The organism is Streptomyces sp. NPDC028308 (assembly GCF_055565855.1).
Genome location: NZ_JBVHTO010000001.1, coordinates 463187 through 477391 on the forward strand (window position 1 = coordinate 463187; position 14205 = coordinate 477391).

12 protein-coding genes are annotated in these 14205 nt (G+C 73.0%); 3 read left to right on the forward strand and 9 right to left on the reverse strand.

The features are described from left to right. Positions 1-83: 83 nt before the first annotated feature. From ACZ4VA_RS01940 to ACZ4VA_RS01965, 6 genes are all read right to left on the reverse strand, one after another. A complete protein-coding gene (locus tag ACZ4VA_RS01940; protein WP_356165031.1) occupies positions 84-1427 on the reverse strand; it encodes an LLM class flavin-dependent oxidoreductase in 1344 nt (447 codons plus the stop codon). Then, entirely contained in the window at positions 1424-2236 is an 813-nt protein-coding gene (locus ACZ4VA_RS01945; RefSeq protein ID WP_355793865.1) for an ABC transporter ATP-binding protein, read from the reverse strand. The genes ACZ4VA_RS01940 and ACZ4VA_RS01945 overlap by 4 nt, the downstream gene beginning before the upstream one ends. Beyond that, positions 2212-3084: an ABC transporter permease gene (locus ACZ4VA_RS01950; protein ID WP_389389539.1), complete on the reverse strand. Its 873-nt coding sequence runs from the start codon at positions 3082-3084 to the stop codon at positions 2212-2214. The genes ACZ4VA_RS01945 and ACZ4VA_RS01950 overlap by 25 nt, the downstream gene beginning before the upstream one ends. Beyond that, positions 3081-4148 carry an ABC transporter substrate-binding protein gene (locus ACZ4VA_RS01955; protein WP_355794536.1) on the reverse strand — a complete coding sequence of 356 codons (1068 nt, stop codon included), beginning with the start codon at positions 4146-4148 and terminating at the stop codon, positions 3081-3083. Before ACZ4VA_RS01955 ends, ACZ4VA_RS01950 begins: the two co-directional genes overlap by 4 nt. A gap of 221 nt (positions 4149-4369) precedes the next feature. Then, positions 4370-4522: a hypothetical protein gene (locus ACZ4VA_RS01960; RefSeq protein WP_355794538.1), complete on the reverse strand. Its 153-nt coding sequence runs from the start codon at positions 4520-4522 to the stop codon at positions 4370-4372. 54 nt (positions 4523-4576) lie between these two features. Continuing rightward, the gene (locus tag ACZ4VA_RS01965; RefSeq protein ID WP_356165038.1) at positions 4577-5791 is read right to left on the reverse strand and encodes an ROK family protein; all 1215 of its coding nucleotides are present in this window, start codon (positions 5789-5791) and stop codon (positions 4577-4579) included. 454 nt (positions 5792-6245) lie between these two features. On the opposite strand from ACZ4VA_RS01965, the gene ACZ4VA_RS01970 reads away from it, so the two are divergent. After that, the gene (locus ACZ4VA_RS01970) at positions 6246-6821 is read left to right on the forward strand and encodes a biotin transporter BioY (RefSeq protein WP_389389537.1); all 576 of its coding nucleotides are present in this window, start codon (positions 6246-6248) and stop codon (positions 6819-6821) included. A gap of 4 nt (positions 6822-6825) precedes the next feature. On the opposite strand, the gene ACZ4VA_RS01975 is transcribed toward ACZ4VA_RS01970, so the two are convergent. Together ACZ4VA_RS01975 and ACZ4VA_RS01980 are read right to left on the reverse strand one after the other, a co-directional pair. Further along, on the reverse strand, positions 6826-8142 hold the full coding sequence (locus ACZ4VA_RS01975; RefSeq protein ID WP_468079288.1) for an FAD-binding oxidoreductase: 1317 nt from the start codon (positions 8140-8142) through the stop codon (positions 6826-6828). A gap of 124 nt (positions 8143-8266) precedes the next feature. Then, positions 8267-8986 carry an LPXTG cell wall anchor domain-containing protein gene (locus ACZ4VA_RS01980; protein ID WP_468079290.1) on the reverse strand — a complete coding sequence of 240 codons (720 nt, stop codon included), beginning with the start codon at positions 8984-8986 and terminating at the stop codon, positions 8267-8269. Between the two features lie 187 nt (positions 8987-9173). Here ACZ4VA_RS01980 and ACZ4VA_RS01985 point away from each other — a divergent pair, with 187 nt between their 5' ends. Next, positions 9174-11561: a serine/threonine-protein kinase gene (locus ACZ4VA_RS01985; RefSeq protein WP_468079292.1), complete on the forward strand. Its 2388-nt coding sequence runs from the start codon at positions 9174-9176 to the stop codon at positions 11559-11561. 299 nt (positions 11562-11860) lie between these two features. Here the strand turns inward: ACZ4VA_RS01985 and ACZ4VA_RS01990 are convergent, their stop codons facing one another. After that, positions 11861-13345, reverse strand: coding sequence for an amino acid permease (locus ACZ4VA_RS01990; protein ID WP_355789150.1), 1485 nt, complete (start codon positions 13343-13345; stop codon positions 11861-11863). Between the two features lie 230 nt (positions 13346-13575). Between ACZ4VA_RS01990 and ACZ4VA_RS01995 the strand changes: the two genes are divergently transcribed. After that, the gene (locus ACZ4VA_RS01995) at positions 13576-14061 is read left to right on the forward strand and encodes a ribose-5-phosphate isomerase (RefSeq protein WP_355789153.1); all 486 of its coding nucleotides are present in this window, start codon (positions 13576-13578) and stop codon (positions 14059-14061) included. Positions 14062-14205: the final 144 nt, after the last annotated feature.

The window sequence follows — 14205 nt, forward strand, 5'->3', positions numbered from 1 at the left end:
CTCCGGGCGGGAGCACGGGGCCCGCGGTCCGGACCGGGCGTGACCGGCGGTTCGTCCGGGTCGGCCCGGTCCTCGGGGACGGCTCAGTGGGCGGCGAGGGCCGGGGTGGCGTACTGGTTGGCGGGCCGCGGCAGCCCGTAGCGCTCGCGCAGGGTCCGGCGGGGGCCGTACTCGGTGCGCAGCAGGCCGCGGGCGCGCAGGAGCGGCACCACGTGGTCGACGAACAGTTCGAGGCCGGACGGCAGTACGGCGGGCATGATGTTGAAGCCGTCGGCCGCCCCGAGCCGGAACCAGTCCTCGATGGCGTCGGCCACCTGTTCCGGGGTGCCGGCGAACGTCAGATGGCCGCGTCCGCCGCCGAGCCGCCCGATGAGTTGCCGGACGGTGAGCCGCTCGCGCCGGGCGAGTTCCACCACGAGCGTGTAGCGGCTCTTGGCACCCTCGATGGCGCTCTCCGGCGGGAGGTCGGCGGGCAGTCGCGCGTCGAGTTCGAGCGTGCCGGGCTCCACGCGCAGCAGGTGCGCGAGCCGGTCCAGGCCGTGCTCGTACACGATGTGGTCCTCCAGGACCGCCTCGTGCCGGCGGGCCTCGGCCTCGGTGGACCCGATGACCGGGACGATCCCGGGCAGGATCTTGATGTGGTCGGGGTCCCGCCCGGCCCGCTCCGTACGGGACTTGAGGTCGGCGTAGAACGCCTGCGCGTCGCCCAGGGTCTGCTGGGCGGTGAAGACCGCCTCCGCGTACCGCGCGGCGAACCGCCTGCCGTTCTCGGAGGAGCCCGCCTGGACGAGCAGCGGGTAACCCTGCGGCGAGCGCGGCACGTTGAGCGCGCCCTCGACGTCGAAGTACGTCCCCCGGTGCCGCGGCGGGTGGATCTTGCGCTCGTCGCCCCAGACCCCGGCCGCCTTGTCCGCGACGACCAGGTCGTCCTCCCAGCTGTCCCAGAGCTTGAGCGCCACGTCCAGGAACTCGGCGGCGCGCTCGTAGCGGGTGGCGTGGGCCGGCTGGTCGTCGAGCCCGAAGTTGCGCGCGGCCTCGGCGCCGGCGGTGGTCACGATGTTCCAGCCCGCGCGCCCGCCGCTGAGGTGGTCCAGGGAGGCGAGTCTGCGGGCCAGGTTGTAGGGCGAGTTGTACGAGGTCGACGCGGTGGCGATCAGGCCGATGTGCTCGGTGGCGGTGGCCAGGGCGGTGAGCAGCGTGATCGGTTCCAGGGCGCCCGACGGACGCTGGCCGACGCTGTTGAAGAGCACCGGGCCGTCGGCGAGGAAGAGGGAGTCGAAGGTGCCGCGCTCCGCGATGCGGGCGAGGTCGCGGTAGTGCCCGAGGTCGACGCTCGCGTGCGGGTCGCTCTCGGGCAGCCGCCAGGAGGCCTCGTGGTGCCCGGTGTTCATCAGGAACGCGTTCAGGTGCAGTCTGCGCCGGGTCACGGGGTGGTCTCCTGCTCTCGTACGGGGTCCGTGTGGACCTCGGGCTGCCGGTCGTGCCTCTCGCGCGGTTCCGTGTCCGCGTGGTGCCCGGTCACGCCGAGCGCCTCCAGGAGCCGCTCGCGGTACTCGCCGAGCAGCGGATCGCGGTACGAGCGCGGGTGCGGGCGCTCGATGGCCAGGTCGACGCCGATGCGGCCCCGGTCGAGGACGAGGACCCGGTCGGCGAGCACGATCGCCTCGTCCACGTCGTGGGTGACGAGCAGGACGGAGGGCCGGTGCCGTTCCCACAGCTCCCGCAGCAGGGTGTGCATCCGGATCCGGGTGAGCGCGTCCAGGGCGCCGAACGGCTCGTCGGCCAGCAGGAGTTCGGGTTCCCTGACCAGGGAGCGGGCCAGCGCGGCGCGCTGGGCCTCACCGCCGGACAGCTCGTTGGGCCAGGCCCGCTCGCGCCCGGCGAGCCCCACCTCGGCGAGGGCGGCGCGTCCGCGCTCGGCGGCCTCCCTGCCGTCCGTGCCGAGCAGCACGTTGTCGAGCACCCGCCGCCAGGGCAGCAGCCGGGAGTCCTGGAAGACCACCGACACCCGCTCGGGCGCGGTCAGTTCACCGCTCCCGCTGACGTCGTGGTCGAGTCCGGCGATGGCCCTCAGCAGGGTGCTCTTGCCGGAGCCGCTGTGCCCGAGCAGTGCCGTGAACTGGCCGGGCGGCAGGTCGAGGTCGATGCCGTCGAGGACCGTGCGCTCCTCGAAGGAGCGGGTCAGGCCCCGCAGCCGCACGGCCGGCCGGGTCAGTTGCTCAGTGTGCGTCGCCATGACAGCACCCTCCGTTCGACGAGGCGCACCGCGGTGTCGGAGACGAGACCGAAGACGCCGTAGATGAGCAGGCCGACGAGGATCACGTCCGTCTGGCCGTAGTTCTGGGCCTGGAACATCAGATAGCCGAGGCCGCTGGTGGCGTTGATCTGCTCCAGCACCACGAGCGACAGCCAGGAGCCGGTCACCCCGAGCCGCAGCCCGACGAAGAACCCGGGCAGCGCGCCCGGGACGACGATCTGCCGGATGAACCGGACCCTCGACAGGCCCTGCACCTCGGCCAGTTCGACGAAGCGGTGGTCGATGCCGGAGAGCGCGGCGTGCAGGTTCAGGTAGATCGGGATGTAGACGACGATGGCGATGATCGCGATCTTGAAGGTCTCGCCGATGCCGAGCCACAGGATGAACAGCGGGATCAGTCCGAGCGTCGGGATCGCCCGGTTGAGCTGCACGGTCCCGTCGATCAGCGCCTCGCCGACCCGGCTCAGCCCGGCCGCCAGTGCCAGCGTCACCCCGGCGGTCAGCCCGAGGGCGAACCCGTAGGCGGCGCGGCGCAGCGAGGTCAGTACGTCGGTCGGGAGCGTGCCGTCGGTCCACAGGTGACCGGCGGTGCGCAGCACCGTCCAGGGGGCCGGGATCGCGCCGGGGTCCAGCTGTCCCGCGGCGGAGGCGAGGGCCCACAGCGCGGCGAACAGCGCGGGGCCGATGAGCCGGGAGGCGGGCAGCCGCCGGCCGGGGGCCAGCCCGCGGCGCCGGGTGCGGTGTTTCCTCCGGCCGGGTGTCCCGGCGGGTGCGGCGGCGGGGGAGACGGCGGCGGGCGCCGGTGCGGTGGTGGTCACGGCGGTCACCTCCGGTACTCGGCCGGGACGGCCTTGGCGGCGATGTCCTCGAAGCGGCGGTCGAAGAGGGAGCCGACCTTGAACGCCTTCACGAAGCCGCCCTCGGCCAGCAGGTCCGCCGTCTCCTGCTCCCAGGCCACCGCGCCGTCCCAGCTCGGCGGGAAGTACGGCTTGTTGGCCAGCTCGGTGATCGACCGCGCCTGGGCGAGGGTCAGGTTCTGCGTCTTGACGTAGAACTCCTCGTTCCACCGGTCGGGGTGCTCGTACGCCCAGACCTGGCCCTTCGCCCAGCGCGGGATGTACGCGGCCACGGCGGCGGCCTTCGCGGGGTCGGCCAGCACCGAGGTGGGCGCCCACAGCAGGTTGAGGAGGTCGACGACGTCGGTCTTGATGGTGTGCGCGCCCTTGGCCCGGTACTGCTTGAGGTAGGCCGGCGCCTGGCTGTTGGCGAGCGGGGCGATGTCGACCTGGCCGGCCTGGAGCGCGGTGAGGAACTGGTTGCTGGTCAGCGGCACCAGCTCCACCTCGTCGTACTTCAGCCCGGCCTTCTTCAGGGCGCGCAGCAGGACGACGCCCTGCGCCTGCCCCTGCGAGAACGCGAGCCGCCTGCCCTTGAAGTCCCGCACGTCCTGGATGTCGCTGCCGGGCTTGGTGGCGAAGAGGTAGTTCGGCTTGCGGGTGACGTTGATCGCGACGATCTTCGCGTCGAAGCCCTGGTAGTGCGCCTGGATGGGCGGGATGCCCGCGTTGTTGGCGAGGTCGAGGGACTTGGCGCGGAAGGCGTTGATGACGTCGGGGCCGGCGCCGATGTTGGGCCAGTCGGCGACCTCGAACGGCAGGTCGGACAGGCCCGCCAGCTTGAACTGCAGCTGCTGGACACCCTGGTAGGAGGCGATCTTCAGGCGGGTGCCGGCGGGGACGTCGGTCTTCAGCGGGGCGGACGTGGACCCCTTGGTGCCCGTGTCGGCCGCGCTGCTCCCGGCGCAGCCGCTGAGCCCGGCAGCTGCGGCTGCGCCGAGCAGTGAGGACAGGAACCGCCGTCGGTCGGCACCGGACGCGGACAGTGGTGGCATGGCAGGACTCCAGGAGTTCATGAGGCGGAGAGCGAGCGGGATTCCGGGCAGGGCGAAGCCCGGGGCGGAGGTCACGCACGGGGAGAGGGCACACGCCCGGGGCGCGGCCGGGAACGGTCGCGGGACGTGCGGAGCGGAGGAGGCGTGCCGCAAGGACGCCGGAGCGTCTCCGTACGGCAGGCAATTGACGGGAATTGACGGGACGTCAGGGCGTCAACGCGTCAGCAACAAAGGGTGCGTCCGACCCGCATCAGGTCGATGACCCGGCACCTGGTGAGCGGGACCCGCCGCACCGGTGACAGCGCGCCGCCGGCGCTCCGGTCGCGGCCCTGCCGCAACCGGAACACCGGGGAGAAGTCCTGCGCGCTGCTCATGAAAAGGATGTTCCTGGCCACGCCCAACGCCTGTCAACATTCCGAGTTTCTGAATTAAGTCGCCCCCGGTGAGGCGCCCAACGGGTCCCGGTAGAGCACGTCGAGCGCCACCGCTCCGCCCGCCACGGCCAGCACCGAGTCCGGGAAACCGGTCGGCACGACCGCCGCCGCCCGCTCGGCGCCCACCTCCTCGCGCAGCGCGGCCAGGCAGTCCTCCCGGTGGATGACGCCGATCTCGGTGACCACGACGGTGTCCGGGTTGAGGACGTCGAGCAGCAGCGCCGCCGCCCGGCCGACCAGCCGGGCCCGCTCCACCAGCAGCCGCGCGGCGACCGGGTCACCGGCGGCCGCGGCGGCGACCACCCGCATCGGGTCGTCCGTGCCGCCGACGCCCTCCGCACGCGCCCGCGCGCACAGCGTCCGCTCGCTCAACTCGGCCTGGAGGCAGCCGGTCCGCCCGCACGCGCACCGCTCGGTACCGCCCGCCAGCGGCAGGTGCGCTATCGCCCCGGCCTGCGAACGGGGGCCGTGGTGCACCTCGTCGTTGGTGGCGAAGGCGGCGTCCACCACGTTGCCGACGAACAGGTGCAGCACGCTCCGGCTGCCCCGCGCCCGCCCGAACAGCCGCTCGGCGTTCACCAGCGCCCGCGCGTGCCCGTCCACATGGACCGGCAGCCCGGTGCGCGCCCCGACCGCCTCGCGCACGGCCACGTCACGCCAGCCGAGGAGCGGATGCTCCACGATGGTCCCCGAGTCCCGGTCCACCCAGCCCCCGGTCGCCACCCCCACCCCGAGCGCCGTCGCCGCGGGGTGGCCGGCCAGCAGCGCGTCGAGGCCGTCGGCGGCGTTCGCCAGCAGCCGCTCCGGTGCGGTGCCCTCGTGGTCCAGCCGCCGCTCGGCGACCACCCGGCCGCGCAGGTCGAGCAGCGCGACCGTGGTGTACGGCACCGCCACGTGCACCCCGCCCACCACGAAACGGGAGTCGTCCAGGTCGACGGGTACGTGCGGGCGTCCGACGCCGTTCGAGCGCCGGGGAGCGGACGCCTCCCGGATCAGGCCGAGCTCGGCGAACCGGGCGCAGTAGTCGGTCACCGACGCCGGGGAGAGCCCGGTCAGCCGGGCGATGGTGCTGCGGGCGACGGGTCCGTGCTCCAGCACGGACCGCAGGATCACGCTGGCGCTGGTCCTGCGCCGGTCGCTGTCGACGGCGCGGCGCACGGCCGCGGGCGCCGCCTGGCGGGGAGGGGTGAGCGTGAGGGAACGGGGCATGGCAAACGTCCTCGGAGGTCGGTCCGGCACTGCGCTCGACGTGTCGGCGAGCCGGATCCGCTCCGCCCGCCTCAGTCCGGACGACAGGTGGCCGTGCCCTGGCGCCGCAGGTCGACATAGCGACGTGAGGCGAAGTTCTCGGACTGGGCGACCATGGCTGGGAGCGTAGAGCCTGCGCCCCCTTTCCGGCCAGGCCCCCGTACCGGGGAACGGACCGGCGTCGGCGCGAAGGCCGTTTGGCGGGACCCTACAGTTCCCGCTCCGCCCCTGATCGTGGGCGAACCGACGCCACCGCAGTGACCAGCATCACGCCGCGGCGGGTGTACACGCCATCCTTTGTCGGAAGGGCACCAAGCGCGTGTTCCCCCCTTTGTCGAGCGCTGACGGTGATCGCCCCGACGGCGCTGGGATAGCGTCACGGTGTCCCGAATCGTGAGAAGCCGCCGGAGTCCCCATGAGTACCGCTGCCGTGACCACCCGCCCCCGCCAGGTCCTCGCCGACCTGCTGCCCGCCTCCCGCGTCCGGGACGTGGCGCTCGTGGCCGGCGGTGCCGCGCTCACCGGGCTCGCCGCCCAGATCGCCCTGCCCGTGCCGGGCTCCCCGGTGCCGGTGACCGGTCAGACCTTCGCGGCCCTGCTCGTGGGCACCGCGCTCGGCGCCGGCCGCGGCCTCTTCTCCCTCGCCCTGTACGCCCTCCTCGGCCTGGCCGGCGTCCCGTGGTTCGCGGGCGGCACCTCGGGCGTCAGCGTGTCGTTCGGCTACATCCTCGGCATGCTCCTCGCCGCCACCGTCGTGGGCGCCCTCGCCCGCCGCGGCGCCGACCGCTCGGTCCCGCGCATGGCGGGCGCGATGCTCCTCGGCGAGGCGATCATCTACGCGATCGGCGTCCCGTACCTCGCCTTGGCCGCCGACATGTCGCTCACCGCGGCGATCGCGGCGGGCCTCACCCCGTTCCTGATCGGCGACGCCCTGAAGGCGGCCCTGGCGATGGGCGTCCTGCCCACCGCCTGGAAGTTCCTCGACCGCTGATCCCTCACACCCCGCCGAAGAGGCTCGCCGGGTCGTGGCGCGACGCCAGCCCGGCGAGCCTCTCGCGCGTTCCGGGGCCGTACAGCCCCCTGCGCCGGTCGCCCGCGCCGAACACGAAGTTGACGGCCCGTCCGATGGTCCACGGCTCCAGGAGCGCGAGAGCCGGGTCCAGCCGGGCCCGCGCCCGGTCCCGGCCGGCCGTCGCCAGCACCCGGACCAGGAAGCGCCCCTCGCGGTGCGGCACCGAGTTCGGCGCCGACCGGGCCAGCGCTCCGCCCAGCTGGTTGATCTGCACGACGGTCATCGGGGACGCCCCCGCGCCGGTCAGTGACAGCAGTCCGGCCGCCGCGTCGACGTCCAGCTCGCTCAGCACCGCGTTGTCGCCGTAGTAGGTGTGCGGGAAGTCGGGGTCGCCGTGGATGGTGTGGCTCTCGGCGTACGGCAGCTCGCGCAGCGAGTCCGCGAGCACCGGACCGAGTTCCCGCAGCGGGGCGACCAGCCGCTCGCCCTCGGCTGCCGGGCCCGTGTACGCGACGCGCACGGAGACGACCCGGCGTCCGCGCAGGACCGGCGGCAGCGCCGGCACGTCCGGATACGGCACGACGGCGAACGACGACGTCAGCCGGTCGGGGACGGTCCGCGTCCAGCGCTCGTACGCCCGCAGCACGGCCACCGGGTCGACGCGCCGCCCGTCGAAGGCGAGCGAGCCGCCGTACAGCCGGGCCACCGGGACGAGGGCCGTCTCCAGCGCGGTGACGACACCGAAGGCGTGCCCCGCGCCTAGCAGCGCCCAGTACAGGTCGGGGTCGGAAGCCCGGGTCACCCGGCGCAGCCGCCCGTCCGCGGTGACCACGTCGAGCGACCGGACGTGGTCGGCCGCGTACCCGAACTCCCGTGCGAGGATGCCGAGTCCGCCGCCCAGGGTGTATCCGACGGCGCCCACGCCCGGGGACGAGCCGTTCAGCGGGGCGAGCCCGGACGGCGCGGCCGCGGCGACCACGTCGCCCCACCGGACGCCGGCCTCGACGCGCACGGTGCGCGCCCCGGCGTCGACGGTCACGGCGTCCATGCGCCGCGTGCTGATCAGTACGCCGCCCGCGGCGCCGCCCGGCACCCCGTGCCCGGTGGCCTGGACGCCGACCCTCAGGCCCGCCGCCGCGGCCTGACGCACCGCCGCGACCACGTCGTCGGCACAGGTCACGGCGTGGACCACGGCGGGGCGCCGGGTGAAACCGGTCTGGAATCCGGCGAGTTCCTCCTCGTAGCCCGCGTCGCCGGGCCGCAGGACCCGCTTGCCGGGGTTGCTCTCCACAGTGCTCATGGACGCAGGGTGGACGCACAACCTGACAGGTGCCGTCAGCTTTTCGTGGACGCCGGGCGGGCCGCGTACGGCACCCGGCCCGCCCGGCGCGCGGGGACGGTCCCCGGCTCAGTCGCTCACCCGCTCAGCACGGCCGCGGTCGGCGGCGGCCCGTCCACCACAGGCCCGCCGCACCCGCCGCGAGGAGCGCCGCACCCACCGCGCCGAGCGGCAGGACGTCGTCCCCGGCACCGGTCCTCGGCAGCTCGTCGCCGCCGGGGGCCGCCGGCTGGTTGTCGGTGCCGAGGAGCAGCGGGGTGGCGGGCGCGTTCGGCGACGGGTTGGTCGTGCCGAACGGGACCGGTCCCTGCTGCCAGAACGTCTTCTTTCCCGCGGCGTCCTGGACCGGCAGGCAGATTTTCCCGGTCTTTCCCAGATCGAACGTCGCATCGACGTCGTACGACTTCGACGCGTCGGCCGCGAGCTTTCCCACGGCGCAACTGAAACCGCTGTTCGACCCTTCGGGAAGATCCTTCGCGGCAATGGCGGTGCAGCCTTCGACGTTCTTGACGCGCAGGCCGTCGAAACCGACCACCAAAAGCCGGATGCTGTCGCTTTCCTTGCTTCCCCCGTTCTTCACCGTGGCGGTAATCGACGCTTTCTCCGAACTGTTGTCGACCGAGATCCTCTCCGGCAGCTCCGTGGTCAGCCGTACGCCCGCCGGTGCCTTGTCGACCGCCTTTCCCCCCTTGCTGCTCTCCGGTCCCGTGTCGTCAGCGACGGCGGTGAAGGAAAGGATCATCACGGCCGAGAAAGATGCCGTGAGCAGCGATCCCGCGATGGTCGTCGTGTGACGAGAACTCATGTTCGTCCCCCTTGGCTGCGCCTGAATTCGCAGTACTTGAAGAGGTACCACAAGATTTCTCCGCACTATGCTGGTACGGCCTGAAGTGTGACCATTGTGTTTCTGCTGTTGCGGACGTTCGCGGCGGGTGCGGAGGGGGTGCAGGGGGTTGCCGGGAAATGCGTACGGCGGTGTTCCGGGATTATTGGTGACGGGCCGATATCGGCTGGTCGAAAGCATCGGCCAGGGGGGAATGGGGCGGGTGTGGCGGGCGTCCGACGACATGCTCGACCGGCCGGTGGCCGTCAAGGAGATGCGGATCGACGGACTCGACCAGGAGGACACCCGCACCCGCCGCGAACGCACGCTGCGCGAGGCGAGGGCCACGGCCCGGATAGACCATCCCAATGTCGTCCGCATCTACGACGTGGTGGACGAGGGCGAGCGGCTCTGGATCGTCATGGAGCTGGTCGACGGCCGCTCCCTCGAACAGATCGTGGCGGCCGACGGGCCGCTCACGGTGCGCGAGGCGGCGCGGCTCGGGCTCGGCCTGGTCGCGGCACTGCGCCAGGTGCACGCCGGGGGAGTCCTGCACCGGGACATCAAGCCGGGCAACGTCCTGGTCGAGCGGCGCGGCCACCGGATCGTCCTCACCGACTTCGGTATCGCCGCGATGCAGGACGCCAAGGCACTGACCATGGTCGGGATGCTCGTCGGTTCCCCCGACTACATGGCACCGGAGCGGGTGTCGGGGCAGCCGCAGGGCCCGCCGTCCGACGTGTGGTCCCTGGGCGCGACGCTGTGCGCGGCCCTTGGCGGACGCTCCCCGTTCTCCCGCTCGACGACGCTGGCGACACTGCACGCCGTGCTGTACGAGGAGCCCGAACTGCCCTCCTCCGCAGGGGAGGTGCGGGACGTCCTGGCCGCCCTTCTGGAGAAGGAACCGTCCGTCCGCCCCGGTCTGGCGGAACTGGAGGAGGCTCTGGCCCCGCTCGCGTTCCCGGTGCGGACGCCGGAGCCGGCCGAGACGGTGCCTGATCCCGGGACGGTGCCCGGTCCCGGGCCGGCGCCTGGCTCCGCGACGATGCCCGCACCCGGGAGCGGCCCCGGTACCGGGACCGGCGGCGAACCCGGATCCGGCCCCGGGCGAGGGAGCGGGAGCAGGGCGGGACCCGGACCTGACCCGAGGCCCGGGAGCGACCCCGACCCCAGGCTCGGCACCGCCACCAGGACCGACACGGAGACGGGACCCGCACCCGCGACGGACCCGGCCCCCGGTCCCTGGACGCATCCCGACCCGGCCCCCGGTCCCCCGGGGCATCCGGCCCCGAAGCCCGGGACGGACCCGACCTCCCGTCCCGGAACCGACCCGCTCCCGGAGCCCCGGAGCCATCCCGGCCCCGGCCTCGCCCGGACCTCACAGCCCGACCATGGGGACCCGCACCCCGCCCCCGAAAAGCGCGGCACCGGGAAGTCCCAGCCCGCAGCATCGACACCGGGACCGGCACAGGATCCGGCGGAAACCTTCCCGCCCCCGGTCCGTGCCGAATCGCCGACGCGCGCCCTGATGCGGCCGGCCCCCGTGCAGGACGCGGTCCCGGCGGCACCCACCCCGACCGTCGTCCCCGTACCGGTACCCGACCGGCCCGCGCACCCCGAGCCCACCGCCCCGCCCACCGAACCGGCGCGCACCCCCGCGCAAGCCGCACCGGAAGAAGCGCCCGCGTCCGCCCCTGCCCCCGTTCAAGCCCCGCCGGAGAAGCCGACCACCCCCGCACCGACCCCACCGGAGAAGGTGAGCGCCTCCGCGGAAGCCCCGCCGGAGGCCGTGAACGCCTCCACCGGAGGGCTCGCCGAGGCGCCGACGGAGGTCCGCCCGACGCCGGGGACACCCGCGCGCCGCCCGGCACCGCCGGGTGAACTCCCGGGCCCCGCCCAGCCGTCCGCCTCCCGGACGGGCCGTCGCCGTACGGTGCTCGCCGGTGCCGCCGCGGTCCTCGCGGGTGCCGTCACCGCCCTCGTGCTGACGGCCACGAACGGCCCGTTCGGCGGCCACGGCCACGGCGCCCTGCCACGGTCGTCGGTGTCGTCCGTCACCGCCGACACCGGCACCGGCACCGGCGGCACCGCGTCCCCCACGCCCACCGTCGAGGGCACCTCGCGCCCGCCCAGTCTGCCGCCGGGGGCGCACCGGGAGGCCGGCGGCTTCGCGTGGGTGACGCCCGAGGGCTGGCGCCGGGATCTGAAGACGGGCGCCGAGGTGCACTACACCTCGCCGGACGGCGCGCAGGAACTCGTCGCCAAGTCCGCCCTCGCCCGGGGCGACCTGATGAAGACCTGGCGGACCTCGGAGCAGAACGCCCACCAGGGGCAGGACTACCGGAAGGTCCGCCTGGAGAGGACGACGTTCCGCGGCCGGCCCGCGGTGGTGTGGGAGTACACGTTCACGATGAAGGGCGTGCACTGGCACGCGCGCCTGCTGGGCTTCGACGCCGACGGGAAGTCGTACCAGATCAACACCTGGTACCAGCCCGACGACGAGAGCCGGGCGCTGCGGACCTACGAGAAGGTCAAGGACAGCTTCACGATCCTGTGACGGCACCCGGTCCGCGCCCGGCGCCAACACCCGCACAGGCACCGGCGTCGGCACGTCACACGCACCGGGCCCCGGCGGCAACACCCGCACCCGGCACCGGCGTCGGCACGGCACCCGCACCGGGCCCTGGCGTCGGCATGTCACTCGCACCGCACCGGCGTCCGCAAGGCACCCTCACCCGGCACCGGCGTCGGCAAGACACGGCCCGGCACCCGCGAGGGCGACTCCGCACGGTAGACGGACGGGGCCCCGCGGCAAGCGCCGCGGGGCCCCGTCGTCACACCTCTCGCCGCTCGGCGTCAGGCGCCGGCCTCGCCGGATGCCTCGTCCTGCGGACGGGCGGCCGCCACCGGGTGCGCGGCCCGGCCGGCACCCGTCTTCTGGCGGATCAGCGCGATCGTCAGGACCACGGCCGCGACGAGGAGCGACAGCAGCACGGTCTCGCGTCCGTCGTGCTCCGTGTCGGTCAGCATGTAGCCGAGCACGAAGACGATCAGCGCGGCGGTCGCCCAGGTGAGGTAGGGGTACAGCCACATCCGCACGACCAGCTTCTCGGGCGCCTCACGCTCGATGATCTTGCGCATGCGCAGCTGGGAGAAGCAGATCACCAGCCACACGAACAGGGCCACCGCACCGGAGGAGTTGACCAGGAAGAGGAAGACCGAGTCGGGGAACTTGTAGTTGAAGAAGACGGCGACGAAGCCGAACACGACCGAGACGACGATCGCGGTCATCGGCACACCGCGCGCCGTCGTCCGCGCGAACGCCTTGGGCGCGTCCCCGCGCTCACCGAGGGAGAACGCCATCCGGGAGGCCGTGTAGAGGCCCGAGTTGAGGCAGGACAGCACCGAGGTCAGCACGATGAAGTTCATGATCTGGCCGGCGTGCGCGATGCCGAGGGAGTTCAGGGCGGCGACGTACGAGCCGTCCTCGGCGATGGACTTGTCGTCCCACGGCAGCAGCGAGACCACGACGAGGATCGAGCCGAGGTAGAAGACGCCGATCCGCCAGATGATGCTGTTGGTGGACTTGGTGACCGCGCGCTGCGGGTCCTCCGACTCGCCGGCGGCCAGGGTGGCGATCTCGCTGCCCATGAAGGAGAAGACCACCAGCAGCACACCGGTGAGGATCGCGCCGGGCCCGTGCGGCAGGAAGCCGCCGTGCTCGGTCAGGTTGCCGAGGCCCGCCTTGTCCGCGTCGACGCCGGGCAGCACGCCGAAGACGGCCAGGCCGCCCACCACGATGAACGCGCCGATGGCGACGACCTTGATCCCGGCGAACCAGAACTCGAACTCGCCGTAACTGCCGACCGAGACAAGGTTGGTCGCGGTGAGCACCACCATCACGATGAGCGCCCAGCCCCACTGGGGTACGCCCGGCATCCAGCCTTCGAGGATCTTGGCCCCGGCGGTGGCCTCCACGGCCAGCACGACCACCCAGAAGAACCAGTACAGCCAGCCGATGGAGAACCCGGCCCAGCGGCCGAGCGCGCGGTCGGCGTGTGCCGAGAAGGAGCCCGAGGTGGGATTGGCGGCGGACATCTCGCCGAGCATGCGCATCACGAGCACCACGAGGGTGCCGACGAGGGCGTAGGACAGGAGGATGCCCGGGCCCGCGGTGGCGATTCCGGTGCTGGAGCCGACGAAGAGTCCGGCTCCGATGACACCGCCGATGGCGATCATCGACAGGTGGCGGTTCTTCAGTCCGGCCTGGAGTCCGCCACCGGGTTCTCCGGGGCTCTCCGGGCCGTTTCCGGCCTTCGACAGGGTCGGCTGCGAGGTCATGGGACGAATTCCTTTGTGCCGAGCGTGCAGATTTCCCGTACGAGCGGTGTACGGCTCCTCATACGAGCGGTGTACGAGTCGGTCCAGTGAAACGGAGGCCAGAGAATTCGTGAACCTTTGAATCCGGATCGTTACTTGAGGTTTTCCTGAGGTTATGCGATGCGGACCACACTTTTCCTCGGGCGGCACCCGGCGAGGCCGGACGGGGACAGCCGTGTCACACTCGGAGCATGCGCGTGTATCTCGGCTCCGACCATGCCGGTTTCGAACTCAAGAACCACCTCGTCGAGTGGCTCAAGGCCGCCGGTCACGAGCCCGTCGACTGCGGACCGCTCATCTACGACGCCCAGGACGACTACCCGCCGTTCTGCCTGCGCGCCGCCCGGCGCACGGCGGAGGACCCGGGCTCCCTCGGCATCGTGATCGGCGGCTCCGGCAACGGCGAGCAGATCGCGGCGAACAAGGTGGCCGGCGTCCGCGCCGCCCTCGCCTGGAGCGAGGAGACCGCCGCGCTGGGCCGCGAGCACAACGACGCCAACGTGATGTCGGTCGGCGCCCGCATGCACACGCGCGAAGAGGCCACGAAGTTCGTCGAGATCTTCCTCGGCACCCCGTTCTCCGGCGACGAGCGCCACATCCGCCGCATCGACATGCTCTCGTCCTACGAGACCACCGGCGACCTCCCCGAGATCCCCTCCCACCACCCGCAGCAGTAGTCCGCCCGGGAGCGCCGGACGGAGCCCGAACCGGCCCGTCCGGCGTCCGACGGCGAGCGCGACGGCGCGACCCGGCGGCTCGGGGCGCGGCCCCCGGTCACGGGACGGGCAAGGGCGGAGGGGGAGACCCGGCCGTCCTCCAAG